This is a genomic window from Pseudomonas sp. 5Vm1k (assembly GCF_056161485.1).
Genome location: NZ_JBSPCZ010000005.1, coordinates 130,420 through 153,593, shown reverse-complemented (window position 1 = coordinate 153,593; position 23,174 = coordinate 130,420). Strand labels below are relative to the sequence as shown.

27 protein-coding genes are annotated in these 23,174 nt (G+C 60.2%); 4 read left to right on the top strand and 23 right to left on the bottom strand.

The annotated features are described in order from the left end of the window. Positions 1-65: 65 nt before the first annotated feature. A complete protein-coding gene (locus ACWIKB_RS12095) occupies positions 66-533 on the top strand; it encodes a helix-turn-helix domain-containing protein (RefSeq protein ID WP_054049618.1) in 468 nt (155 codons plus the stop codon). Beyond that, positions 530-1,105: a PIN domain-containing protein gene (locus tag ACWIKB_RS12090; RefSeq protein WP_475267017.1), complete on the top strand. Its 576-nt coding sequence runs from the start codon at positions 530-532 to the stop codon at positions 1,103-1,105. The genes ACWIKB_RS12095 and ACWIKB_RS12090 overlap by 4 nt, the downstream gene beginning before the upstream one ends. Positions 1,106-1,266: 161 nt before the next feature. Here ACWIKB_RS12090 and ACWIKB_RS12085 read toward each other — a convergent pair whose 3' ends face one another. The 10 genes from ACWIKB_RS12085 to ccmA all read right to left on the bottom strand — a co-directional run bounded on the left by ACWIKB_RS12085 (position 1,267) and on the right by ccmA (position 8,648). Next, positions 1,267-1,671, bottom strand: a complete 405-nt coding sequence (locus ACWIKB_RS12085; protein WP_265044128.1) for a hypothetical protein — start codon at positions 1,669-1,671, stop codon at positions 1,267-1,269. 14 nt (positions 1,672-1,685) lie between these two features. Beyond that, positions 1,686-2,885 (bottom strand): c-type cytochrome biogenesis protein CcmI, encoded by a 1,200-nt coding sequence (gene ccmI / locus ACWIKB_RS12080; protein ID WP_475267015.1) that lies wholly within the window; start codon positions 2,883-2,885, stop codon positions 1,686-1,688. Further along, the gene (locus ACWIKB_RS12075; RefSeq protein WP_475267013.1) at positions 2,882-3,352 is read right to left on the bottom strand and encodes a cytochrome c-type biogenesis protein; all 471 of its coding nucleotides are present in this window, start codon (positions 3,350-3,352) and stop codon (positions 2,882-2,884) included. The genes ccmI and ACWIKB_RS12075 overlap by 4 nt, the downstream gene beginning before the upstream one ends. Beyond that, positions 3,349-3,885, bottom strand: coding sequence for a DsbE family thiol:disulfide interchange protein (locus tag ACWIKB_RS12070; RefSeq protein WP_475267012.1), 537 nt, complete (start codon positions 3,883-3,885; stop codon positions 3,349-3,351). Before ACWIKB_RS12070 ends, ACWIKB_RS12075 begins: the two co-directional genes overlap by 4 nt. After that, a complete protein-coding gene (locus ACWIKB_RS12065) occupies positions 3,882-5,870 on the bottom strand; it encodes a heme lyase CcmF/NrfE family subunit (RefSeq protein WP_475267010.1) in 1,989 nt (662 codons plus the stop codon). The genes ACWIKB_RS12070 and ACWIKB_RS12065 overlap by 4 nt, the downstream gene beginning before the upstream one ends. A 3-nt stretch (positions 5,871-5,873) precedes the next feature. After that, positions 5,874-6,329, bottom strand: coding sequence for a cytochrome c maturation protein CcmE (gene ccmE, locus ACWIKB_RS12060; RefSeq protein WP_475267008.1), 456 nt, complete (start codon positions 6,327-6,329; stop codon positions 5,874-5,876). After that, the gene (ccmD, locus tag ACWIKB_RS12055; RefSeq protein ID WP_149657003.1) at positions 6,326-6,502 is read right to left on the bottom strand and encodes a heme exporter protein CcmD; all 177 of its coding nucleotides are present in this window, start codon (positions 6,500-6,502) and stop codon (positions 6,326-6,328) included. The genes ccmE and ccmD overlap by 4 nt, the downstream gene beginning before the upstream one ends. Then, positions 6,499-7,254 (bottom strand): heme ABC transporter permease, encoded by a 756-nt coding sequence (locus ACWIKB_RS12050; RefSeq protein ID WP_133839105.1) that lies wholly within the window; start codon positions 7,252-7,254, stop codon positions 6,499-6,501. The genes ccmD and ACWIKB_RS12050 overlap by 4 nt, the downstream gene beginning before the upstream one ends. Positions 7,255-7,347: 93 nt before the next feature. Further along, the gene (gene ccmB, locus ACWIKB_RS12045) at positions 7,348-8,016 is read right to left on the bottom strand and encodes a heme exporter protein CcmB (RefSeq protein WP_007980754.1); all 669 of its coding nucleotides are present in this window, start codon (positions 8,014-8,016) and stop codon (positions 7,348-7,350) included. Next, positions 8,013-8,648, bottom strand: a complete 636-nt coding sequence (gene ccmA / locus ACWIKB_RS12040; protein WP_475267006.1) for a cytochrome c biogenesis heme-transporting ATPase CcmA — start codon at positions 8,646-8,648, stop codon at positions 8,013-8,015. Before ccmA ends, ccmB begins: the two co-directional genes overlap by 4 nt. Before the next feature lie 210 nt (positions 8,649-8,858). Between ccmA and fliK the strand changes: the two genes are divergently transcribed. Further along, positions 8,859-10,424: a flagellar hook-length control protein FliK gene (fliK, locus tag ACWIKB_RS12035; protein ID WP_475267004.1), complete on the top strand. Its 1,566-nt coding sequence runs from the start codon at positions 8,859-8,861 to the stop codon at positions 10,422-10,424. After that, on the top strand, positions 10,421-10,750 hold the full coding sequence (locus ACWIKB_RS12030; protein ID WP_475267002.1) for an EscU/YscU/HrcU family type III secretion system export apparatus switch protein: 330 nt from the start codon (positions 10,421-10,423) through the stop codon (positions 10,748-10,750). The genes fliK and ACWIKB_RS12030 overlap by 4 nt, the downstream gene beginning before the upstream one ends. A 116-nt stretch (positions 10,751-10,866) precedes the next feature. Here ACWIKB_RS12030 and ACWIKB_RS12025 read toward each other — a convergent pair whose 3' ends face one another. The 13 genes from ACWIKB_RS12025 to flhF form a co-directional block, all read right to left on the bottom strand. Continuing rightward, positions 10,867-11,259 carry a DUF2802 domain-containing protein gene (locus ACWIKB_RS12025; protein ID WP_403018096.1) on the bottom strand — a complete coding sequence of 131 codons (393 nt, stop codon included), beginning with the start codon at positions 11,257-11,259 and terminating at the stop codon, positions 10,867-10,869. After that, a complete protein-coding gene (locus ACWIKB_RS12020) occupies positions 11,260-11,745 on the bottom strand; it encodes a chemotaxis protein CheW (RefSeq protein WP_008155806.1) in 486 nt (161 codons plus the stop codon). An 88-nt stretch (positions 11,746-11,833) separates the two neighbouring features. Further along, positions 11,834-12,733, bottom strand: coding sequence for a CheW domain-containing protein (locus ACWIKB_RS12015; protein WP_475266999.1), 900 nt, complete (start codon positions 12,731-12,733; stop codon positions 11,834-11,836). A gap of 115 nt (positions 12,734-12,848) precedes the next feature. Beyond that, on the bottom strand, positions 12,849-13,637 hold the full coding sequence (locus tag ACWIKB_RS12010) for a ParA family protein (RefSeq protein WP_054049373.1): 789 nt from the start codon (positions 13,635-13,637) through the stop codon (positions 12,849-12,851). A 43-nt stretch (positions 13,638-13,680) separates the two neighbouring features. Beyond that, on the bottom strand, positions 13,681-14,571 hold the full coding sequence (motD, locus tag ACWIKB_RS12005; protein WP_475266997.1) for a flagellar motor protein MotD: 891 nt from the start codon (positions 14,569-14,571) through the stop codon (positions 13,681-13,683). A gap of 15 nt (positions 14,572-14,586) precedes the next feature. Further along, positions 14,587-15,327 (bottom strand): flagellar motor protein, encoded by a 741-nt coding sequence (locus ACWIKB_RS12000; RefSeq protein WP_475266995.1) that lies wholly within the window; start codon positions 15,325-15,327, stop codon positions 14,587-14,589. Then, on the bottom strand, positions 15,327-16,454 hold the full coding sequence (locus ACWIKB_RS11995) for a protein-glutamate methylesterase/protein-glutamine glutaminase (protein WP_475266993.1): 1,128 nt from the start codon (positions 16,452-16,454) through the stop codon (positions 15,327-15,329). Before ACWIKB_RS11995 ends, ACWIKB_RS12000 begins: the two co-directional genes overlap by 1 nt. A gap of 49 nt (positions 16,455-16,503) precedes the next feature. Next, entirely contained in the window at positions 16,504-18,744 is a 2,241-nt protein-coding gene (locus tag ACWIKB_RS11990) for a chemotaxis protein CheA (RefSeq protein WP_475266992.1), read from the bottom strand. A 53-nt stretch (positions 18,745-18,797) separates the two neighbouring features. Then, positions 18,798-19,586: a protein phosphatase CheZ gene (locus ACWIKB_RS11985; protein ID WP_403018090.1), complete on the bottom strand. Its 789-nt coding sequence runs from the start codon at positions 19,584-19,586 to the stop codon at positions 18,798-18,800. Between the two features lie 22 nt (positions 19,587-19,608). Next, positions 19,609-19,980, bottom strand: a complete 372-nt coding sequence (locus ACWIKB_RS11980; protein WP_003183998.1) for a chemotaxis response regulator CheY — start codon at positions 19,978-19,980, stop codon at positions 19,609-19,611. 168 nt (positions 19,981-20,148) lie between these two features. After that, positions 20,149-20,889, bottom strand: coding sequence for an RNA polymerase sigma factor FliA (gene fliA, locus ACWIKB_RS11975; RefSeq protein ID WP_007894214.1), 741 nt, complete (start codon positions 20,887-20,889; stop codon positions 20,149-20,151). Then, positions 20,886-21,716, bottom strand: coding sequence for a flagellar synthesis regulator FleN (gene fleN / locus ACWIKB_RS11970; protein WP_003222917.1), 831 nt, complete (start codon positions 21,714-21,716; stop codon positions 20,886-20,888). The genes fliA and fleN overlap by 4 nt, the downstream gene beginning before the upstream one ends. Before the next feature lie 116 nt (positions 21,717-21,832). Beyond that, complete coding sequence (gene flhF, locus ACWIKB_RS11965) at positions 21,833-23,167, bottom strand: flagellar biosynthesis protein FlhF (protein WP_475266989.1); 1,335 nt, start codon at positions 23,165-23,167, stop codon at positions 21,833-21,835. Between the last annotated feature and the right edge of the window lie 7 nt (positions 23,168-23,174).

Here is a 23,174-nt window from a genome sequence, read left to right as displayed (position 1 = left end):
TATTGCGATTTTCGTTTGATTCGAATAGCCTTCCAGCATCGATACTCAGAATGTTGGAAACCATCATGTCTTTAGTCATCCATCCACCGATCAACCTGCCCATAGCCCGCGAAGTTCAAGCTGCCATCGAAGGTCAACGCGCGCTCTCCGCGTATCTCGCGACGCAATTCGAAACCCAACGCATCCAGATTTTCGACGAGCAAAATGAAGCTCACAACGTCGAGCTACCGACTTCAGCCCTGCGATTACTGGTCGACATCCTGGCCGCATTGGCCGAAGGCAACGCTGTCAAAGTCGTCCCGGTCCACGCGGAACTGACCACCCAGGAAGCGGCGGACCTGCTCAACGTCTCACGTCCGCACCTCATCAAACTGCTGGAGTCCGGCGAGTTGTCCTACCACAAAACAGGCAAGCACCGACGTGTGCGCTTTGCCGATTTGATGGATTATAAAAACCGGCGCGACACCGCCAGCGAGCAAGCAATGACGCTTCTCGCCGAGCAAGCACAAGCGTTAAGGACAGGATACGAGTGAGGCACTCCCCGTTTACCGCTGTATATGACGCATGTGTTTTGTACCCTGCCCCTTTGAGAGACTTCCTGATGTGGCTCGCGCTCTCGGGACGTTTCAGGGCGCGATGGTCACTGGAGATACACAACGAATGGAAGCGCAATCTGTTGAAGAACCGTCCAGACCTGACCACGGAACAACTGGATCGAACCTCCGAGTTAATGGATCAAGCCATCCCCGACGCCAATGTCTCTGGATACGAAGACCTGATTGAAGGACTAACGTTGCCGGACATGAATGACCGCCATGTCCTGGCAGCTGCCATTCGCAGCAATGCCAGCGTCATCGTGACTTTCAACCAGAAAGACTTTCCCTGCACATCGCTGGAGCCATTTGGTGTCGAGGCACAGCACCCTGACGAGTTCGTCGACAATCTCTTTGATCTGGACCCGGCAGCCGTTGTCGGTGCAGCTCAACGGCAACGCAAACAACTGAAAATGCCGCCGATGGATGTCAGTACCTATCTCGATCTTCTGTCACGACAAGGCTTGGTTCGGTCAGTCGAGACGCTGACCAACTACCGCAGCATTCTTTGATGTCTCAGTGCGCTCAATCGAAAATCAAAAGTTCGCAGGCTTCGCCAGCTCCTACATAAACCGGGTACATCGTTGTACGCGGTACCGTAAGGGCTGCCGAAGGCTGCGATCTTTTTAAATTCCAGACAGCAAAACGGCGATCCAAAGATCGCCGTTCTTATTCACTCCCCAAACTGCCTGCCTAACCCCCCCGGCACGCCGTGGATGTCGGTGTCTTCCCACGGCCCGTTCGGGCTGATCGAGCGGCTCCAGCCGTTGTTCCAGCGGTAGTAGGTGCGCTGGCGGTAGAAGGTGTTGGGCTGGTCGTCGAGGACGTAGACGCCCATCTTCGCATCCCAATGGCTGTTGCCCCCCGGTGGCGGGGCGAAGCTGGCGGAGGTGCGGGGCAGCGGTTTTGCGGGTTTGGCCGGAATACTTGGCTTGCTCGGCGTTGGCGTCGGGGACGGCGTCGGGCTGGGTTGCGACGGCGGAATCGGCGGCAGGGTCTGTTGCGGTGGCCGTTGGACCGCACAAGCGCTTAACCCCAGAACGAGACTGAGCAGGGTAATACGAGCGATGGCGGTCATGGTGGCGCTTCCTGTCATTTGTCCGGGCTGTCGATGGTCAGTTTTTGTGGCGCGGTGGTGCTGCTGGCCAGGGGCTGGCTGCGACCTATCCATTCGCCGGCAGTCGGTTTGCCAGCGCGGGAGATGCGCGCAACCAGTTGGACTTCAGGGAAGTTCGACAGTTTCAACTGCGGCATCATTGCATCGGCATCGCCCAGCTCAACGGTGGCCGGCAGGTCGGCCACGGTCAGGCGTTTGGCGGCCAGCGGTGCCGGTGGCCCGGAGGTGGCGCGGGCGAAGATGAACACGCTGTCACCCGGTTGCACCTTGGCTTTCAAGTCGGCCGCCAGGTCCACACGGACCTTGAGCAACGCGCCTTTGACGGCCGGCGCCTGAACAACCTTGCCGCCGCTGGCTTCGAGCTTCTCGGTGGCCCGGGCAATCCCGCCTTGCAGTGCGCCACGGGAATTGTCTTCCGGCGGTAGTTGCGCCAACAGGCGATTCCAGTAGTCGATGGCGTCCTGATAGCGCTGGGCTTCAAACGCGGCGATGCCGAGCAGGCCGAGGCTGGTAACTTCTTTCGGATCGGCTTTCAGCGCTTCGTCGGTCAGGGCCTGGATCTTGTCCGACCACTTCTTGCCATCCGCGAAGTACTGGGCCTGGGCCCATTGGCCGAGCAGCTCCGGTTGGCGACCGGCGAGGTTCACCGTGCGCTCGAAAATCTTCGCCGCATCGGCCGGACGATCCTGAGCCATGTAGGTGCGGCCGAGGAAGTACAAGCCTTCCGCCGAATCCGGCTGGGCGGCGACTGCACGCTCCAGGCGACGGGTCATTTCTTCCATCGACTGCGGTGCCTGGGAGAATTCCCGGGTCAGTTCAACCTTGTCGCTGGCGCCGAAATGCAGGTACAAGCCAAGGCCCAACACCGGCACCAGGATCGCCGCCAGCAACGGCAGCGATTTACCCAGGCGAGACACGCGCGGCGCGGCAACGCCTTCAGTGTCGGCCAGCAACTCTCGCGCCGCTTCGGCACGACCGCTGTCCATTTGCGCGGCGTCGAGCACACCCTCTTCCTGCTGAGTCTGCAACTCAGCCACGCGCTCTTGATACAGCGCGACGTTCAGGGCAGTACGATCCTCTTCAAGTTGAGCGCGACGAACGCGCAAAACCGGGATCAACAGAAAACTCAGGGCAACCAGAAGTAGCAGACCTGCAGCGAGCCAGAAATCAATCATTCTTGGTTTTTATCCAACAGGTGGTCGAGGCGCTCACGCTCCTCGGCAGAAAGCGTGTCCGGGGTGTCAGCGCGTTGCACGCGACGACGGCGGACGATCACGGCGATGACCACGAAGCCACCCAGCAACAGGCCGGCGGGGCCGAACCAGAGCAATGCGGTCTTGGCGTTCAGAGCGGGTTTGTAGCGGACGAAATCCCCATAGCGATCGACCATGAAATCGATGATCTGCTGGTTGTCCTTGCCCTCGCCGAGCATGCGGAAAATCTCTTTGCGCAGGTCGGCGGCAATCGGTGCGTTGGAATCAGCAATGTCCTGATTCTGGCATTTGGGGCAACGCAGCTCTTTGGTCAGCTCGCGGAAACGCTCACGGTCGCCTTCTTTGGCGAACTCGTAGGTGTCGATGGCCGCGTGCGCCATGCCGGTCATGCTCAAGCCCAATACAGCGGCGGCGATCCAGCGCTTCATGGTTTGGCCTCATCGACCAGCGCCTGATACTTGGCGGCCAGTTTTTCGCGCCAGACCTGTTCGTCGATCACGCCGACGTACTTGTCGCGGATGATGCCCTTGGCGTCGATAAAGAAGGTTTCCGGCGCGCCATACACGCCGAGGTTCAGGCCCAGGGTGCCTTCGTCATCGCGGATATCGAGTTGGTACGGGTTGTGGAATTCCACCAGCCACTTCAAGGCGTCGGCGTTGACGTCCTTGTAGTTGATGCCGTAGATCAGCACGCCCTTCTCGGCCAGTTTGTTCAGCACCGGGTGCTCGACCCGGCAGGAAATGCACCAGGTGCCCCAGACATTGACCAGCGCCGGTTTACCGAGGATGTCGGCCTTGGTCAGGGTCTTGTCACCCTGCACCGCTGGCAGGGAAAACTCCGGGAACGGCTTGCCGATCATCGCCGAGGGCAACTCGGCCGGGTCCAGGTACAGACCGCGATAAAGGAAAACCGCCACCACCAGAAAAATCGCCAGTGGCAACAGCATCAACCAACGTCTCATGCAGTGGCTCCTGTCATGCCCAGTGCTTCACGCACGCGGCTTTTCACCTTGACCCGATAACGGCGATCCAGCGCCGCCAACAACCCGCCAAAACCGGTCAGCAGCCCACCGAACCAGATCCAGCGCACAAACGGTTTGACGTGCACGCGCACAGCCCAGGCGCCATCGCCCAGCGGTTCGCCGAGGGCGACGTAGAGGTCACGGGTGAAACCGGCGTCGATCCCGGCTTCGGTCATCACCGAGTTCTGCACCGTATAGAGACGTTTTTCCGGGTGCAGCACGCTGACTTCCTTGCCGTCGCGGATCACCCGGATGGTGCCCTTGTCGGAGGTGAAGTTCGGCCCTTCGAAGTGCTTGGCGCCTTCGAAGATGAAGTGGTAACCGGCCAGGTCCATGGACTCGCCCGGCGCCAGGCGCAAGTCGCGCTCGGCACTGTTCTGGCTCGACAGCACGACACCGAGGGCGCACACGGCGATCCCCAAATGCGCGACCTGCATGCCCCAGTAGCTGCGGGTCAGGGTCGGCAGGCCTTTGATCAGGCCTTTGTGGCGGGTCTTGTCGAGAATGTCACGCACGCCGGCCAGCAACACCCAAGCGGCGAGCATGAACGTTGCGATCACCGCCCAGTTGAAATCGCCGTAAGCGACGCCAGCCACCACGGCCAACGCGGCGCTGCCGAGCAATACCGGGGTCAGCATGCTCATCAGCCATTTGACCGGGGTGTCTTTCCAGCGCACCAGCATGCCGACTGCCATCACCACCATCAACAACGCCATCAACGGAATGAACAGCGCGTTGAAGTACGGCGGGCCGACGGACAGCTTGGCGCCGGTCATTGCATCGAGGATCAGCGGGTACAAGGTGCCGAGCAGGATCATCGACGCGGCCACCACCAGCACCAGGTTGTTACCCAGCAACAGGGTTTCCCGGGACCAGAGGTTGAAGCCGACGTGACTCTTCACCACTGGCGCGCGCAGGGCAAACAGCGTCAGCGAACCACCGACCACAAACAGCAGGAAGATCAGGATGAACACGCCACGCTCAGGATCGGAGGCAAACGCGTGAACCGAGGTCAGCACGCCGGAACGCACCAGGAAAGTCCCGAGCAGGCTCAACGAGAACGCAGCAATAGCCAGCAACACGGTCCAGCTCTTGAACACGCCACGTTTTTCCGTGACCGCCAACGAGTGAATCAGCGCCGTACCCACCAGCCAAGGCATGAAGGATGCGTTTTCCACCGGGTCCCAGAACCACCAGCCACCCCAGCCGAGTTCGTAGTAGGCCCACCAGGAGCCCAAGGTGATACCGATACCGAGGAAAGCCCAGGCAACGATGGTCCACGGACGGGACCAGCGCGCCCATGCGGCATCAAGTCGACCGCCCAGCAGCGCGGCGATGGCGAAGGCGAAAGCCACGGAGAATCCGACATAACCCATGTACAGCATCGGCGGATGCACGATCAGGCCGATGTCTTGCAGCAATGGATTGAGGTCACGACCGTCCGCCGGAATCTGCGGCAGAATCCGCGCAAACGGGTTCGAGGTCAGGATCAGGAACATCAGGAAGCCGGTACTGATCATGCCCATCACCGCGAGTACGCGGGCGAGCATGACTTGCGGCAACTGCCGGGAGAACACCGACACCGCGAAGGTCCAGCCACCGAGGATCAAGGCCCACAGCAGCAACGAACCTTCGTGGGCGCCCCACACCGCGCTGAACTTGTAATACCACGGCAATGCGCTGTTGGAGTTGCTGGCCACATAGGCGACCGAGAAATCGTCGGTCATGAAGGCGTAGGTCAGGCAACCGAAGGCGAACACCAGAAACGCGAACTGACCCCAGGCCGCTGGTTGAGCGAGGCTCATCCACAAGCGGTCACCGCGCCAGGCGCCCATTAGCGGCACCACGGCCTGAACCAGCGCGAAACACAGCGCCAGGATCATGGCCAACTGGCCCAATTCGGGAATGAAGATTGCTGATGTCATCAGTTAGCCCTCTTTGGCTTGGCTAGGCGCCGACTGACCGCTGTCTTTCAGGGCCTTGGTCACTTCGGGCGGCATGTATTTCTCGTCGTGCTTGGCCAGCACTTCGTCGGCCACCACCACGCCGTCAGCGTTGAGTTTGCCCAGGGCGACAATGCCCTGCCCTTCGCGGAACAGGTCCGGGAGGATGCCGCGATAGCTGATGGTTACGGATTTGTTGAAGTCGGTGACGATGAATTTCACGTCCAGGGAATCGCCGGAGCGTTGCAGCGAGCCCTTCTCGACCATGCCACCGGCGCGGATGCGCGTGTCTTGCGGGGCTTCGCCGTTGGCGATCTGGGTCGGGGTGTAAAACAGATTGATGTTCTGCTGCAGGGCGCTCAGGGCCAGGCCGACGGCGGCGCCGACACCGACCAGGATCGCGAGAATGATGATAAGACGCTTTTTGCGCAGCGGATTCACTTGCCGTTCTCCCGGCGCAAACGACGCGCCTCTTGTTGCAGATACCGCTTGCGGGCCAGGATCGGCGCCGCCACGTTGAAGGCCAACACCGCCAGGCAGATGCCATAGGCTGACCAGACATACAGGGCATGATGGCCCATGGCGAGGAAATCGCCGAATGAAGCAAAACTCATCGAGCAGCCTCCAGACTGTTCTGCACTTCAGCTTTCACCCAACTCGCCCGGGCTTCGCGCTTGAGCACTTCAAGGCGCATGCGCAGCAACAGCACCGCGCCGAAGAAACAGTAGAAACCCAACACCGTCAGCAACAGCGGCAGCCACATCTCGGCGGGCATCGCCGGTTTTTCGGTGAGAGTGAACGTCGCGCCCTGGTGCAGGGTGTTCCACCACTCCACCGAGTATTTGATGATTGGGATGTTGATCACGCCGACAATCGCCAGCACCGCGCAGGCCTTGGCCGCGCTGTCACGATTGCTGATAGCGTTGCCCAGCGCAATGAGACCGAAGTACAGGAACAGCAGAATCAGCATGGACGTAAGTCGCGCATCCCAGACCCACCACGAGCCCCAGGTTGGTTTGCCCCAGATCGCGCCGGTGACCAGCGCCACGGCGGTCATCCAGGCACCTATGGGCGCCGCGCATTGCAGGGCGACGTCGGCCAGTTTCATCTTCCACACCAGCCCGACCACGCCGCACACTGCCAGCATCACGTAGCAGGACTGGGCCAGCATGGCGGCCGGAACGTGGATATAGATGATGCGAAAGCTGTTGCCTTGCTGGTAGTCGGGTGGCGCGAAGGCCAGGCCCCAGACCACGCCGACGCTAATCAGCAGCAACGCCGCGACGCTCAGCCACGGCAGCAGTTTGCCACTGATGCCGTAAAACCATTTTGGCGAGCCGAGCTTATGAAACCAGGTCCAGTTCATTACTGTTTCCATCACGGGTGCTCTTCGCTATTGAAGAGCCAAGGGTCTGCTTTTTTTAACAAAAAGCGGTTAAAAAATAACCAGACCTCATTATTATTCGCCGACGCTGATCTTCAGGCCAGCAGCTATTGCAAAAGGTGTCAGGGTTATCGCCAGGGCGGTCAGGCTACCAAGCCACAAGAGATAACCAGTCGCCGGCATGCCTTGGAGTGCGGCCTGCAAGGCGCCACTGCCAAGAATCAACACCGGGATGTACAGCGGCAGAATCAGCAGCGCCAACAACAGGCCGCCGCGCTTCAATCCGACCGTCAGGGCCGCGCCCACCGCACCGAGCAGGCTCAGCACCGGTGTACCCAGCAATAACGAAAGCAGCAACACTGGCAGACAAGCGGCAGGCAAACCGAGCATCAACGCCAGCAGTGGAGCGAGCAAAACCAGTGCCAGACCCGAGAAGGCCCAGTGTGCCAGTACCTTGGCCAAAACCAGAAGAGCCAGGGGGTGCGGCGAAAGGACCCACTGTTCAAGGGATCCGTCTTCGAAATCACTGCGGAAGAGCCCGTCCAGCGAGAGCAAGACCGATAAAAGGGCTGCCACCCAGACCAGTCCCGGAGACAAGGTTTGCAACAATTGAGACTCGGGTCCTACCGCCAGCGGGAACAGCGATACCACGATCGCGAAGAATACCAGCGGATTAGCCAGCTCCGCCGGACGGCGAAACAACAAGCGAGCCTCACGGGCGACCAACAGGCCGAAAACACTCATACGGCCCAGTTCCCCAGATCTATGTCGCGATAACCGGCCGGCATCCGGCTCAGGGTGTGGTGGGTGGTCAGAATCACCATGCCGCCGCGTTCACAGTGGGCGGCCAGGTGTTCTTCGAGTTGCGCCACGCCCTGTTTATCGAGCGCGGTGAAGGGTTCGTCGAGAATCCACAGCGGTGGACTGTCGAGATAAAGCCGTGCCAACGCCACGCGACGTTGCTGACCGGCGGACAAGGTGTGACAAGGCACATCCTCGAAACCGCGCAGCCCGACAGCCGCCAGGGCTTGCCAGATCGCTTCGTGTGTTGCCGGTTGGTGCAAGGCGCAAAGCCAGCTAAGGTTTTCTTCCGGGGTCAGCAAATCCTTGATCCCGGCGGCATGGCCGATCCATAGCAGGTTGCGCGCCAGTTCACTGCGTTGCTCATTTAACGGCTGGCCGTTGAGCAACACTTGACCAGCGGTCGGTTGCATCAACCCGGACAACAAGCGCAACAAACTGGTCTTGCCACTGCCATTGGGGCCACTGATCTGCACCATTTCGCCACTGGACAGTCTCAATTCGAGATTTTCGAAGAGCAGCCGAAGGTCTCGCTCACACGCGAGGTCGACGGTTTGCAGGACTGGACTGTTCAAGAGATCACGGGCCTTTTCGTTTCAAATCGGCGGTTCAAGTCGGCAGTGGCGCGGCCGCTAAAGAGATGCAGCATAGATGCATCGGCGGCCGGTTTTAGAGAGCTGCGTCAAAACAATTGCAATGTTTTCACCGCTCTCTCAAAGACGGGCGGCATTATACATGCCATGCCTTACTCTAAAGAGCGCATTTTCCGAAGGTTGTGACCGCGTATGACAGGCGAAATGAACATCCTCCCGGTCCCCCAGACCACACCGACGGCCACGCGGCCGATGGTGGTCAGCGGCGACTTGCTCAAGCTGCTGACGCCGATGGAGGGCCTGATCAGTGCCGGCCAGACTGCCAGCGCCGAGGTGCTGTCGCTGAAGCAGGCGGATCAGACTTTTCAACTGTTGCTCAAGGTCACCGTCGACGGCGGCCGCCAGACCACGGTCCAGGCCACCAGCACGCAACCGCTGCCCACTGGCACCAACCTGGCGATCACCCAGCCGTCCGCCAGCAACCTGGCGATCACGGTGCAACAGGCTATCGCCTCCAGTGTCGCCACCCTCACCCGCATCGACACCACGCAGCTACCGGTCGGCACCCTGCTGCAAGGCAAAGTGCTGACTTCCCAGGTATTGCCGCAGACGCCGGGCCAGCCCACGGTGTTTCGATCACTGGTGAGTTTGCTCAACACCGCTCTGAGTGGCAGCACCCTGACCATCGATAGCCCGCAACCGCTGCGCATCGGCACCTTGCTGAGTGCCTTGGTGCAGGACACACAGACTTTGAAATTCCTGCCGCTGAGCAATCGCCAGGACCAGTTGGCGGTGTCGCAGCAACTGACCACTCAGCAGAGCCGCCAGGGTTCGCTGGACGGCTTGCTCAGCGCCTTGCAGAACCTGCCACAGTCCGACGAGACCTCCGCCGACCTGCAAGCCGCCGTGAACAAATTGCTCGCCGGCCTGCCCGACGTGCAACAACTGAGCACGCCCAAGGGCCTGGCCCTGGCGTTGGCCAACAGCGGCCTGTTCCTCGAAACGAAATTGCTGACCGGCCAGACCCCGGCGCTGGCCCCGGACATGAAGGCTGACCTGCTCAAGCTGATCGCGCAACTGACCCCGCCCAACACCAACCTCACCGCGATCATCGCCGCCAACACCCTGGCCCAGGCGATGCCGAGTTTCGTGCGCAGCGCGCTGGGCATGCTCGGTCAGGTCAGCGCCAAACCGTCACCCACCAGTTTTCCGCTGCCTGACCGGCTGTTACAGAGCCAGGACGGTGAAGGCGATCTCGAGCATTTGTTGCGCCTGGCCGCCGCGGCGGTTTCGCGCCTGCAAAGCCATCAACTGTCGAGCCTGGAACAAACCGGCGTCACCGACGATGGCCGGCTGATGAGCACCTGGCAGCTGGAAATCCCGATGCGCAACATGCAGGACATCGTGCCGTTGCAGGTCAAGTTCCAGCGCGAAGAAGCCCCGGAAAAGCAACCGCAAAACGAACGCCGCGAAGAACGCGAACCGAAACAGCAGCTGTGGCGAGTCGAGCTGGCGTTCGACATGGAACCCCTCGGCCCGTTGCAGGTTCAGGCGCAGTTGATCCAGGGCAGCCTGTCCAGCCAGTTGTGGGCCGAACGGCCATACACCGCGAGCCTGATCGAAAGCAATCTGGCCGCCCTGCGCGAGCGCTTGCTGGCGTCCGGCCTGAACGTCGGCGATCTGGATTGCCACCTCGGTACACCCCCCCAAGGCGCGCAAACCCGCCTCGAACAACGCTGGGTCGACGAAACCGCATGAGAAACCCCAACGCCCCACGCCAGGCCATCGCCCTCAAGTACGACGGCAGCCACGCCCCGACCCTCACCGCCAAGGGCGACGAAGAACTGGCCGAAGCCATTCTGAAGATTGCTCGCGAATGCGAAGTGCCGATCTACGAGAACCCCGAACTGGTGAGGTTGCTGGCGAAGATGGAACTGGGGGACAGTATTCCGGAGGAGTTGTATCGCACGATTGCGGAGATTATTGCGTTTGCCTGGAACCTGAAGGGCAAGTTTCCTGAGGGACAGGATCCGAATGCGCCGCAGGTGGAGAAGGACATCACCGAGCGCGGGGATGATTATTGATGTGTGTTGAATGCAAAAGATCGCAGCCTCGTTTCACTCGACAGCTCCTACAGGGTGTATGCAATCCCAATGCAGGAGCTGTCGAGTGAAACGAGGCTGCGATCTTTTGATCTTTCTCAGTTCTTGTGCAACTTACGCATCAACTCCGCCTCAGCCTGGGTCAAGCCACAGGACTGGGTCAACTCGTCAACCGTAGCGCCCATCCCCACCAGTCGCGCCGCTTGGGCAAACGACAGGCTCGACGGGTCGCGCTGTTCCAGCTGCGCCAGTTTGTCCGGCAACGGTGAAACCACCGCGCGCAGTTCGTGCAGGTCTTCACCCATGCGCACGTTGCCGCTCTGGTAGTTGTCGACGCGCTTGGCCAGGTCCTTGATGCGCTGATCGCGCAGCGCATCGCCCTCGGCCTGTTGCGCCGCGATCAGTCGCTGACCGCGGATGTACGCCAGGAACATCGCCAGCGTGCCTGCCCAAAACAGGAACAGGACAATGACTGCAACCTCAAGAATCAATCAGATGTTCTCCAGATCCGACCATTCTTCTTCGCTCATCATCTTGTCGAGTTCGACCAGGATGAGGAGTTCGTTGTTCTTGTTGCACACGCCCTGGATGAACTTGGCGGACTCTTCGTTACCGACGTTCGGCGCGGTCTCGATTTCCGACTGACGCAGGTAAACCACTTCGGCGACGCTGTCGACCATGATGCCGACGACTTGCTTGTCGGCTTCGATGATGACGATACGGGTGTTGTCGCTGATCTCAGCGTTCATCAGGCCGAAGCGCTGACGGGTGTCGATCACGGTGACCACGTTGCCGCGCAGGTTGATGATGCCCAGCACGTAGCTCGGGGCACCCGGGACCGGGGCGATTTCGGTGTAACGCAGGACTTCCTGAACGCGCATCACGTTGATGCCGTAGGTTTCATTGTCCAGTTTGAAGGTTACCCATTGCAGGATCGGATCTTCAGAACCTTTTGCATTCGTCGCTTGATTACTCATACCCTGACCCCTCGAAAAACCGCTTCTGGCGGTGTGTGTTCTGTTGGCGGCGTTCAACAACGCCGTCGCATACTTGTTATGTCGGCAGCTATGTCGGTTTGTGTAGCGCCTTGCTGCTGCCCATGTGCTTTGCCCCGCCGCTGGCGATCAACTCGGCCAGTGCGGAAACGTCCAGCAATGCACACATGTGCTCAATCACCGTGCCGGCGAGCCATGGCCGCTGACCTCGATGACTTCTCCATTTGATTTCGTTCGGGTCCAGGCGCAACGAGCGGCTGACCTGATGCACCGCCAGTCCCCACTCGTAGCCCTGCACCGAAATAACGTATTGCAGGCCTTGGCGGAAGTCGTCGCGATAGCGATCCGGCATGACCCAGCGCGCGGTATCCAGCACTTTCAGGTTGCCGGCCTGGCTCGGCAGAATCCCGAGGAACCATTCCGGCTGACCGAACAGTGGCGTCAGCTCGTGACCGGCCAGGGAATAAATCGAACCCAGGCACACCAGCGGCACGGCCAGGGTCAGCCCGGCGACGTCGAACAACAGGCATTCGAACGGCTCGGCGGCCCAGGACGGCCGGCCATCGGTTTCCACCGGTGGCGGCGTGTTGCTCGGCGGCAGGTGGACTTCGACCACCGGCGGGACCAGGGCTTGCAGCAACGGTGCGATGGTCGAAACCGGCGCGAGGATCGGTGCCGGGGCTTCGATCAATGCGACCGGTGCTTTCGCAATCACTGGCGCCACTTCTGGCGCCACTTCTGGCGCAGCAACGGCAGCAGCCGGGCGCGCATCACGGGCCTGTTCTTCGAGCACCGCCAACTGGAACTCGTCCAGCGCCGCTTCGACCTCGACCGTTTCAACGACCTCGATGACTTGCGCCACCGCTTCGACTTCCAGCGGCAACTCTTCAGTCGCCTCCATCAACAGGTTGTCCAGATAAGACTGGAGCGCCAATTGTGGACGCGAAGTGGTTTTTACCGGGCGGTTCATGCGTGCTTCACCGTAGGAGCTGCCGAAGGCTGCGATCTTTTGGCGGATTCGACGGTGACACAAAGCAAGATCAAAAGATCGCAGCCTGCGGCAGCTCCTACAGGGATTGGGTTCATCAGGCCACCGCCGGAACGAGTTGTGCGGTCAGCAGATGCTTGAGCAGCGCGCGATAGGCGAGAACGCCACGGCTCTTGCCGTCAAATTGCGAAGGCGTGACACCGGCGCGGCTTGCATCACGCAGGCGGGTATCCACCGGAATGTAGCCTTGCCAGATTTCTTCCGGGTACTTGTCGCGCAATACGCGCAAGGTCCCGAGGGACGCCTGGGTGCGACGGTCGAACAGGGTCGGGACGATAGTGAATGGCAACGCCTGTTTGCGTGAACGGTTGATCATCGCCAAGGTGTTGACCATGCGTTCCAGGCCTTTGACGGCCAAGTGCTCGGTCTGCACCGGGATCACCAACTGCTGACTCGCGGCCAGGGCGTTGACCATCAACAAGCCAAGCAACGGCGGGCTGTCGATCACCGCGTAATCGAAGTCTTGCCACAATTGCGCCAGACTCTTGGCGATCACCAGGCCCAGGCCACTCTGGCCGGGCGACTGGCGCTCAAGGGTCGCCAGCGCGGTGCTCGACGGCAGTAGGGAAATATTCTCGTGACTGGTGGGCATCAACAACTGGCCGGGCAAGCCCTGGGGCACGCTACCCTTGTGCAGGAACAGGTCGTAGCTGCTGTGCTCCAGGCTGTCGGGGTCGTAGCCAAAGTAGCTGGTCATCGAGCCGTGCGGGTCAAGGTCCACCATGACCACGCGCTTGCCCGCCTCGGCCAGCAACCCGGCTAAAGCGATAGAGGAAGTGGTTTTACCAACACCACCCTTTTGATTGGCAACTGCCCAGACTCTCATTCGGATTGTTCCTCCCGGTCGATCAGCTCGACCGAGAAATAGCTCAATGTGTTAATGCGGGTGACGGAGAATTGACGGCGCTCTCTCGTCCCGGCGACTTGACCGGGGTCGGTGCAGTTTGTGTGCCAGCACGCTTCAACGCGGCATCCGGTTTCGCATTCGCGGTTCCGGTGCCCGTCAGGCTGCGGCGTACATCGAGATTTCGGGAAACAACCAGTACGACCCGACGGTTGCGCGCCCGGCCTTCGGCGGTGGCGTTGTTGGCCACCGGCTGGAATTCACCGTAGCCCACCGAGGCCAGGCGCCCGGGGTTTACACCCTGCATCGCCAGCATGCGCACGATGCTCGCCGAACGGGCCGAGGACAGTTCCCAGTTGGTCGGGTACTGCGAGGTGCGGATCGGTTGATCGTCGGTAAAGCCTTCGACGTGGATCGGGTTGTCGAACGGCTTGAGGATCGCCGCGACCTTGTCGATGATGTTGAACGCCATGTCGCTGGGCATCGCATCGCCGCTGGTGAACAACAGGCTGGAGTTGAGTTCGATCTCGACCCACAACTCGTTGCCACGCACGGTCATCTGATTGGATTTGATCAAGTCGCCGAACGCGGCACTGATGTCATCGGCAATGCTTTTCAAAGGATCGCTGGCACCGGAGATACCGGCGTCAACCTGTTCACTGTCCTTGACCAGCGGCTTGGCCGGGGTCACGGTCACCGGCCGTTCTTCACCAATCGGGATCGGCTTGAGCGCACGGTCCGAGTCGGTGAACACGCCGATCAACGCTTCCGAGATGACCTTGTACTTGCCTTCGTTGATCGAAGAGATCGAGTACATCACCACGAAAAAGGCGAAGAGCAAGGTGATGAAGTCGGCGTAGGACACCAGCCAACGTTCATGGTTTACATGTTCTTCAGGTTGGCGACGACGTGCCATGGTCCATGTCTCCCATCAATCCATGAAGCCCTGAAGCTTCAACTCAATAGAGCGAGGGTTTTCACCTTCGGCGATCGACAGAATCCCTTCCAACAACATTTCGCGATAACGCGACTGACGCAACGCGATGGACTTGAGCTTGGCCGCGACGGGCAGCAACACCAGGTTGGCACTGGCCACGCCGTAGATGGTCGCAACGAACGCCACGGCAATGCCGCTGCCCAGTTGCGATGGATCGGCGAGATTGCCCATGACGTGAATCAGGCCCATCACCGCCCCGATAATGCCGATGGTCGGCGCGTAGCCGCCCATGCTTTCAAAGACTTTAGCGGCCTCGATGTCGCGGCTTTCCTGGGTGTAGAAATCCACTTCCAGGATGCTGCGAATCGCTTCCGGCTCGGCGCCGTCGACCAGCAATTGCAAGCCCTTGCGCGAGTAGTTGTCCGGTTCGGCGTCGGCCACCCCTTCCAGACCGAGCAGGCCTTCCTTGCGAGCGGTGAGGCTCCAGTTGACGACGCGATCGATGCCACCGGCCAGATCCACACGCGGTGGAAACAGAATCCAGGCAAGGATCTGCATGGAGCGCTTGAACGCGCTCATTGGCGATTGCAACAACGCCGCACCGATGGTCCCACCGAGCACGATCAGCGCCGCCGGGCCGTTGGCCAGTGCGCCGAGATGACCGCCTTCAAGGTAGTTGCCGCCGATGATGGCGACAAACGCCATGATGATCCCGATAAGGCTCAGTACATCCATCAGATACAGGCCTCAACCAAATGCTTGCCAATGTCGTCCAGGCTGTAAATCGCGTCCGCGAGGTCAGCTTTGACGATGGCCATCGGCATGCCGTAAATCACGCAACTGGCTTCATCCTGGGCCCAGATCGCACTGCCACCCTGCTTGAGCAGACGCGCGCCTTCACGACCGTCGGCCCCCATGCCGGTCAGTACGACCGCCAGAACTTTGTCGCCGTAGGATTTGGCTGCCGAACCGAACGTGATGTCCACGCACGGCTTGTAATTCAGACGCTCGTCACCCGGCAGGATTTTCACCGCGCCACGGCCATCGATCATCATTTGCTTGCCACCCGGTGCCAGCAGCGCCAGGCCCGGACGCAGGATGTCACCATCCTCGGCTTCCTTGACGTTGATGCGGCAGAGCTTGTCCAAACGCTCGGCGAAGGCCTTGGTGAAGGCCGCCGGCATGTGCTGGATCAACACGATCGGTGCCGGGAAGTTGGCCGGCAACTGGGTCAACACCCGTTGCAGGGCAACCGGGCCGCCGGTGGACGTACCGATGGCTACCAGTTTGTAGGCTTTGCGTTTCGGGGCTGGCGACGACGGGCCGCTAGACGCTGGCGCACGGGTCGGCAAAGGTGCCGGGGCCGGACGCACAGGCGCGCTGCTGCCGTAGCTGCTGACGCTCGAAGGCGTCGGTGCAGGCGCGGCCACCGGGGCCGGAGCGCTGTAGGTACTGGCGCGACGGTTACTGCGCGAAATGCTCAGAATCTTCTCGCACAGCAGTTGCTTGACCTTCTCCGGGTTACGGGAGATGTCTTCGAAATTCTTCGGCAGGAAGTCAACCGCACCGGCGTCCAGCGCATCCAGGGTGACCCGGGCGCCTTCGTGCGTTAGCGAGGAGAACATCAAGACCGGTGTCGGGCAGCGCTGCATGATGTGCCGCACTGCCGTGATGCCATCCATCATCGGCATCTCGTAGTCCATGGTGATCACGTCTGGCTTGAGGGCCAGCGCCTGATCAATCGCCTCTTTTCCGTTGGTTGCCGTACCGACAACCTGGATGTTCGGATCCGCTGAAAGAATTTCCGAGACGCGGCGGCGGAAAAACCCCGAATCGTCCACCACCAGGACTTTGACTACCATAAACACTCCGTTAGACGCAGCGGGGCGTTGTCGCCCCGCCGCGGCAGAATCAAATACGCCGTGCGGCGTAACGCTTGAGCATGCTCGGGACATCGAGAATCAGTGCGATGCGGCCGTCACCCGTGATGGTGGCGCCGGACATGCCCGGGGTTCCCTGGAGCATTTTGCCCAATGGCTTGATGACCACTTCTTCCTGGCCCACCAGTTGATCGACGACAAAGCCGATCCGCTGTGTGCCTACCGAAAGGATCACCACATGGCCCTCGCGCTGCTCTTCGTGAGCGGCGGAGCTGACCAGCCAGCGTTTGAGGTAGAACAAGGGCAGTGCCTTGTCTCGCACGATCACCACTTCCTGACCGTCCACCACGTTGGTGCGCGACAGGTCGAGGTGGAAGATCTCGTTGACGTTCACCAGCGGGAACGCAAACGCCTGGTTGCCGAGCATGACCATCAGCGTCGGCATGATCGCCAGGGTCAACGGCACCTTGATGACGATCTTCGAGCCTTTGCCTTTGGTCGAGTAGATATTGATGGTGCCGTTGAGCTGGGCGATCTTGGTTTTCACCACGTCCATGCCCACGCCACGACCCGACACATCGGAGATCTCGGTTTTGGTCGAGAAACCCGGTGCGAAGATCAGGTTGAAGCAGTCCGACTCGCTGAGACGGTCCGCCGCATCCTTGTCCATCAAGCCTTTCTTGACCGCGATACCGCGCAGGACATCGGCATCCATGCCCTTACCGTCATCAGAGATGGACAGCAGGATATGGTCGCCTTCCTGTTCGGCAGACAGAATCACCTTGCCGCTGCGAGGCTTGCCCATCGCTTCGCGTTCGCTCGGCTCTTCGATACCGTGGTCGACCGAGTTGCGCACCAAGTGGACCAGCGGGTCGGCCAGGGCCTCGACGAGGTTCTTGTCGAGGTCGGTTTCTTCGCCGACCAGTTCCAGGTTGATCTCTTTCTTGAGCTGGCGAGCCAGGTCGCGAACCAGACGCGGGAAGCGCCCGAAGACCTTCTTGATCGGTTGCATCCGGGTCTTCATGACCGCGGTTTGCAGGTCGGCGGTGACCACGTCGAGGTTCGACACAGCCTTGGACATGGCTTCGTCGCCGCTGTTGAGGCCCAGACGGACCAAGCGGTTACGCACCAGTACCAGTTCGCCCACCATGTTCATGATTTCGTCGAGGCGCGCGGTATCAACCCGCACGGTGGTCTCGGCTTCACTGGCCGGTTTTTCCGGTGGCGGCGCGGAAGGCGCGGCGCGAGCAAGTGCCGGTGCAGCCGCAGCTGCCGGCTTCGGCGCTTCAGCCTTAGGCTCGGGCGCTTTGGCCGCCGGTTTCGGTGCAGCAGCAGGTGCCTTGGCGGCAGGCGCTGTTACTACAGTGCCGGTGCCGACTTCGGTGAACTTGCCTTTGCCGTGCAATTCGTCGAGCAGCGATTCGAACTCGTGATCGGAGATCAGATCGCCGCCGGCCACTTTGGCGGTAGGCGCAGCCGGGACCGGTGCCGAGGCAATCGCCGTTTCCAACGCATCGACGGCAAAGTTGCCCTTGCCATGCAGTTGATCGAGCAGTGCTTCGAATTCGTCGTCGGTGATGTCAGAGCTGTCGCCTGCCGCTTTCGGGGCAGCCGGTGCCGCTGGAGCCGCTACCGCATCGGCAGCGAACTGACCTTTGCCGTGCAACTGATCCAGCAACGACTCGAACTCGGCGTCGGTGATTTCGTCGCTGGCCGCAGCATTGCTGCTCGGGGCTGGCGCAGCTACCGGCGCTTCTGCCTGAGCCTTGACGGCGTTCAGCGAGTCCAGCAGTTGTTCGAATTCGTTATCGGTGATGTCGCCCGACTCGCTTTCAGCGGTCGGTTCCACCGCTTCAGCAACCGGGGCTGCTGTATCGGCGGTTTGTGGCTCGGCCAGACGGGCCAAGGCTTCAAGCAATTGCGGAGTGGCAGCCGTGATCGGGCTGCGTTCGCGGACTTCGGTGAACATGCCGTTCACCGCATCCAGCGCTTCGAGAACCACGTCCATCAGTTCCGAGTCGACGCGTCGTTCACCCTTGCGCAGGATGTCGAACACGTTCTCGGCGATGTGACAGCACTCCACCAGTTCATTGAGCTGGAGGAAGCCGGCGCCCCCTTTTACAGTGTGAAAACCGCGAAAAATTGCATTGAGCAAGTCCGCATCATCAGGTCGGCTTTCCAGCTCGACCAGCTGTTCGGACAGTTGCTCTAGAATCTCGCCGGCCTCAACCAGGAAATCCTGAAGGATCTCTTCATCGGCGCCGAAGCTCATTAAGGGGGTGCTCCTAAGGTCTAAAAACCTAAAAAACCTAAAATTCTAAAACTCTAAAATCCCAGGCTGGATAACAAATCGTCCACATCGTCCTGACCGGACACAACATCTTCTCTTTTATCGGCATGAATCTGCGGACCTTCACCCTGCGAGAGATGTTTTTGCGGATCTTTTTCAGCCAGCATCGCTTCACGGTCATGTTCGATACCCGCAAAGCGGTCTACCTGACTGGCCATGAGCACGAGCTTGAGCAGGTTGCTTTCAACTTCGGTGACCAATTGGGTCACGCGCTTGATCACTTGACCGGTGAGGTCCTGGTAATCCTGAGCCAGCAGAATGTCGTTCAGGTTGCTCGACACCGTGCGATTGTCTTCGCTGCTGCGTGTCAGGAAACCGTCGACCCGCCGCGCCAGCTCGCGAAACTCTTCAGCCCCGACTTCGCGACGCATGAACCGTCCCCAGTCGGTGCTCAACGCCTGGGCTTCCTGGCTCAGGCCATTGACCAGCGGTGTGGCGTTTTCCACCAGGTCCATGGTGCGGTTGGCAGCGGCCTCGGTGAGCTTGACCACATAACCCAGACGCTCGGTGGCGTCCGTGATCTGCGAGACTTCCTCGGCTTGCGGCATGTTTGGGTCAATCTGGAAATTGACGATCGCGCTATGCAGCTCACGAGTGAGCTTGCCCACTTCCTGGTACAGGCCGCGGTCACGGGTCTGGTTGAGCTCATGGATCAGTTGCACAGCGTCGCCGAACCTGCCTTTTTCAAGGCTTTCGACCAATTCGACCGCATGTTTTTTCAGGGTCGATTCAAAATCGCCCTGTGAAGATTCGTTATGCTCCATAGCTCCCCCGTGGCGCAGTTGCTCAACCGATGCGTTCGAAAATCTTCTCGATTTTTTCTTTCAACGCCTGGGCCGTGAAGGGTTTGACCACATAGCCGTTAACACCGGCCTGGGCCGCTTCGATGATCTGTTCGCGCTTGGCTTCAGCGGTCACCATCAGCACTGGCAAGTGCTTGAGTTTTTCATCGGCGCGCACGTGGCGCAGCAGGTCGATACCGGTCATGCCAGGCATGTTCCAGTCTGTTACCAGAAAGTCGATGCTGCCGCTGTTGAGAACCGGAATGGCAGTAGTGCCATCGTCAGCCTCGACCGTGTTGGTGAACCCAAGGTCACGCAACAGGTTTTTAATGATCCGCCGCATCGTTGAGAAGTCATCAACGATGAGGATTTTCATGTTCTTGTCCAATTCGACCTCCAAGCAGTCTTAAACGCGCCCAGCACCTGGACGCGCCATTTCAATCAATCCGGCAAAGCACTCAAATGACTGTCTGGAGCACAACAGATCGAGACCGCTGCAGTTCAACACCACACCAGCCTCGTTCGCAGTGTCCCCACACTGCCTTCAGCGCGCTCGCCACTCCCCCAAACGCCCCCGCAAACGGGCCGCGCACTGGCTGTGTAACTGGCTGACACGCGATTCACTGACGCCAAGGACTTCACCGATTTCCTTGAGGTTCAGCTCTTCGTCGTAGTACAGCGCCAACACCAGTCGCTCACGCTCCGGCAAATTGGCAATCGCGTCCGCCAATGCAGCCTGGAAGCGTTCATCTTCCAGATCGCGTGACGGCTCCAGATGAGCACTGGCGCCATCCTCGTGCAGCCCTTCGTGTTCGCCGTCCTGCAAAAGGTCGTCGAAACTGAACAGGCGGCTGCCCAAGGTATCGTTCAAAATCCCGTAATAATCGTCGAGACTCAATTGGAGTTCGGCCGCAACCTCGTGATCTTTAGCATCACGGCCGGTTTTAGCTTCAATCGAGCGAATTGCGTCGCTGACCATGCGGGTATTGCGGTGGACCGAACGTGGTGCCCAGTCCCCCTTGCGTACTTCATCGAGCATCGCGCCACGGATTCGAATGCCCGCGTACGTTTCGAAACTCGCGCCTTTGCTGGCGTCGTATTTGGTCGACACTTCAAGCAGGCCAATCATCCCGGCCTGGATCAGGTCTTCCACCTGGACACTGGCCGGCAAACGCGCCAGCAAGTGGTAAGCAATGCGTTTGACCAGTGGCGCGTAACGCTCGATCAGCTCGTATTGCGCATCACGTGCCGATTTCTTGTAGAGGTTGTAGCCACTGGCTGTCATAGGACGGGTCCTGCGGTCTGTTGCACGAGACGCTCGACGAAAAATTCCAGGTGCCCGCGCGGGTTCGCCGGCAGCGGCCAGGTGTCGACCTTCTGCGCAATCGCCTTGAACGCCAGGGCGCACTTGGAGCGTGGAAAGGCTTCGTAGACGGCGCGTTGCTTCTGCACGGCCTTGCGCACGCTTTCGTCATAAGGCACGGCGCCGACGTATTGTAAGGCGACGTCGAGGAAGCGGTCTGTGACCTTGGTCAACTTGGCGAACAGGTTGCGACCTTCTTGCGGGCTCTGGGCCATGTTGGCCAGGACGCGGAAGCGGTTCATGCCGTAATCGCGGTTCAGCAACTTGATCAGGGCATAGGCGTCAGTGATGGAGGTCGGCTCGTCGCAGACCACCAGCAACACTTCCTGGGCGGCGCGGACAAAACTGACTACCGAGTCACCAATACCCGCAGCGGTGTCGATCACCAATACGTCGAGGTTGTCGCCGATATCGCTGAAAGCCTGGATCAGGCCGGCGTGTTGGGCCGGGCTCAGATGAACCATGCTCTGGGTGCCGGACGCGGCCGGGACGATACGAATACCGCCGGGGCCCTGCAACAGAACGTCGCGCAGCTCGCAGCGGCCTTCGATAACGTCGGCCAGGGTACGTTTGGGAGTCAGTCCCAGCAGAACGTCGACGTTCGCCAGCCCCAGATCGGCATCCAGCAGCATGACGCGCCGGCCGAGCTCAGCTAGAGCCAGGGACAAGTTCACTGACACGTTAGTCTTCCCGACGCCACCTTTGCCGCCGGTCACCGCGATCACCTGTACGGGATGCATGCTGCCCATGTTATTTCTTTACCTTGTCTTGCATAGACGGAGGCCACATTACTGGCTGCGCGTTCATCAACTGAACAATGCATGGCAGACCATCGATGTAGGTACAAAAACTGTTCATTAGTACCTCAGCCAACCTGCTTGGTCGGGCTGTGGTAAATATCAGCGAACATGTCAGCCATGGCTTCTTCGCTGGGTTCTTCCTGCATTTGCACGCTGACCGCGCGACTGACCAACTGGTGACGCCGTGGCAGATGCAAATCATCTGGAATCCGCGGGCCATCGGTGAGGTAAGCCACCGGCAATTCATGACTGATGGCCAGGCTTAACACCTCGCCCAGACTCGCCGTTTCATCCAGTTTAGTCAGGATGCAGCCGGCCAGCCCGCACCGCTTGTAGCTGTGATAAGCAGCGGTTAGAACCTGTTTCTGGCTGGTGGTTGCCAGGACCAGATAATTTTTCGATCTGATCCCGCGACCGGCCAGGCTTTCGAGCTGCATGCGCAATGCCGGATCGCTGGCCTGCAGGCCGGCGGTATCGATCAGCACCACGCGCTTGCGCAGCAGTGGGTCCAGCGCCTGCACCAGGGATTGCCCCGGATCGACGTGGGTCACTGACACATTGAGAATCCGGCCCAGCGTCTTCAGTTGTTCCTGAGCGCCGATACGGTAGCTGTCCATGCTCACCAGCGCGATGTTCTGCGCGCCGTACTTGAGCACGTAACGGGCCGCGAGTTTGGCCAGGGTGGTGGTCTTGCCCATGCCGGCAGGGCCGACCATGGCAATCACGCCGCCCTCTTCCAGTGGCTCGACTTCCGGTGTGGCGATCATCCGCGCCAGGTGCGCCAGCAACATGCGCCAGGCCTGACGAGGCTCTTCAATATCGGTAATCAGCGCCAGCAGGTCGCGGGACAACGGGCCGGACAAGCCGATGCGTTGCAGGCGACGCCACAGGTTGGCCTGGGCCGGACGACTGCCTTGCAGCTGATTCCAGGCCAGGGAGCCGAGTTGCACTTCCATCAGTTCGCGCAGGCTGTTGAGCTCGAAGCGCATCGAATCGAAAGCCCGCGGATCAACACCACCGGAGGCTGGCGCAGGGGCCGGCGCCGCACGGCGTGGTTGAGCGTAAGTCGGTTCGATCAATGGCTCGGCGGCGGTCAACGGCAGGCCGGCGAACAACTGGCGATTGGTGGTCTTGTCACCGTCGGTTTCGCCTTCGCCACGCAGGCTCAGCTCGGCCTGGGCAGTGACGATGCGCGACTGGGTCTTGCGCAGCTCATCCTCGAGTTCCATGTTCGGAACGCGCGGGGCCAGCGCCGACAATTTGTAATCCAGGGCAGCCGTCAGCTCGACACCGCCGGCGATCCGGCGGTTGCCAATAATGGCGGCATCAGCCCCCAGCTCATCACGAACCAGTTTCATGGCCTGACGCATATCGGCGGCGAAAAAACGCTTAACTTGCATAAACCAC

Excerpts from the sequence above, each read along its gene's own strand:
- ACWIKB_RS12095 (WP_054049618.1), top strand. The coding sequence starts at position 66 with ATGTCTTTAGTCATCCATCCACCGATCAACCTGCCCATAGCCCGCGAA.
- ACWIKB_RS12085 (WP_265044128.1), bottom strand. The coding sequence starts at position 1,671 with ATGACCGCCATCGCTCGTATTACCCTGCTCAGTCTCGTTCTGGGGTTA.
- ccmI (WP_475267015.1), bottom strand. The coding sequence starts at position 2,885 with ATGATTGATTTCTGGCTCGCTGCAGGTCTGCTACTTCTGGTTGCCCTG.
- ACWIKB_RS12075 (WP_475267013.1), bottom strand. The coding sequence starts at position 3,352 with ATGAAGCGCTGGATCGCCGCCGCTGTATTGGGCTTGAGCATGACCGGC.
- ACWIKB_RS12070 (WP_475267012.1), bottom strand. The coding sequence starts at position 3,885 with ATGAGACGTTGGTTGATGCTGTTGCCACTGGCGATTTTTCTGGTGGTG.
- ACWIKB_RS12065 (WP_475267010.1), bottom strand. The coding sequence starts at position 5,870 with ATGACATCAGCAATCTTCATTCCCGAATTGGGCCAGTTGGCCATGATC.
- ccmD (WP_149657003.1), bottom strand. The coding sequence starts at position 6,502 with ATGAGTTTTGCTTCATTCGGCGATTTCCTCGCCATGGGCCATCATGCC.
- ACWIKB_RS12050 (WP_133839105.1), bottom strand. The coding sequence starts at position 7,254 with ATGAACTGGACCTGGTTTCATAAGCTCGGCTCGCCAAAATGGTTTTAC.
- ccmB (WP_007980754.1), bottom strand. The coding sequence starts at position 8,016 with ATGAGTGTTTTCGGCCTGTTGGTCGCCCGTGAGGCTCGCTTGTTGTTT.
- fliK (WP_475267004.1), top strand. The coding sequence starts at position 8,859 with ATGACAGGCGAAATGAACATCCTCCCGGTCCCCCAGACCACACCGACG.
- ACWIKB_RS12030 (WP_475267002.1), top strand. The coding sequence starts at position 10,421 with ATGAGAAACCCCAACGCCCCACGCCAGGCCATCGCCCTCAAGTACGAC.
- ACWIKB_RS12020 (WP_008155806.1), bottom strand. The coding sequence starts at position 11,745 with ATGAGTAATCAAGCGACGAATGCAAAAGGTTCTGAAGATCCGATCCTG.
- ACWIKB_RS12015 (WP_475266999.1), bottom strand. The coding sequence starts at position 12,733 with ATGAACCGCCCGGTAAAAACCACTTCGCGTCCACAATTGGCGCTCCAG.
- ACWIKB_RS12010 (WP_054049373.1), bottom strand. The coding sequence starts at position 13,637 with ATGAGAGTCTGGGCAGTTGCCAATCAAAAGGGTGGTGTTGGTAAAACC.
- motD (WP_475266997.1), bottom strand. The coding sequence starts at position 14,571 with ATGGCACGTCGTCGCCAACCTGAAGAACATGTAAACCATGAACGTTGG.
- ACWIKB_RS12000 (WP_475266995.1), bottom strand. The coding sequence starts at position 15,327 with ATGGATGTACTGAGCCTTATCGGGATCATCATGGCGTTTGTCGCCATC.
- ACWIKB_RS11995 (WP_475266993.1), bottom strand. The coding sequence starts at position 16,454 with ATGGTAGTCAAAGTCCTGGTGGTGGACGATTCGGGGTTTTTCCGCCGC.
- ACWIKB_RS11990 (WP_475266992.1), bottom strand. The coding sequence starts at position 18,744 with ATGAGCTTCGGCGCCGATGAAGAGATCCTTCAGGATTTCCTGGTTGAG.
- ACWIKB_RS11985 (WP_403018090.1), bottom strand. The coding sequence starts at position 19,586 with ATGGAGCATAACGAATCTTCACAGGGCGATTTTGAATCGACCCTGAAA.
- ACWIKB_RS11980 (WP_003183998.1), bottom strand. The coding sequence starts at position 19,980 with ATGAAAATCCTCATCGTTGATGACTTCTCAACGATGCGGCGGATCATT.
- fliA (WP_007894214.1), bottom strand. The coding sequence starts at position 20,889 with ATGACAGCCAGTGGCTACAACCTCTACAAGAAATCGGCACGTGATGCG.
- fleN (WP_003222917.1), bottom strand. The coding sequence starts at position 21,716 with ATGGGCAGCATGCATCCCGTACAGGTGATCGCGGTGACCGGCGGCAAA.
- flhF (WP_475266989.1), bottom strand. The coding sequence starts at position 23,167 with ATGCAAGTTAAGCGTTTTTTCGCCGCCGATATGCGTCAGGCCATGAAA.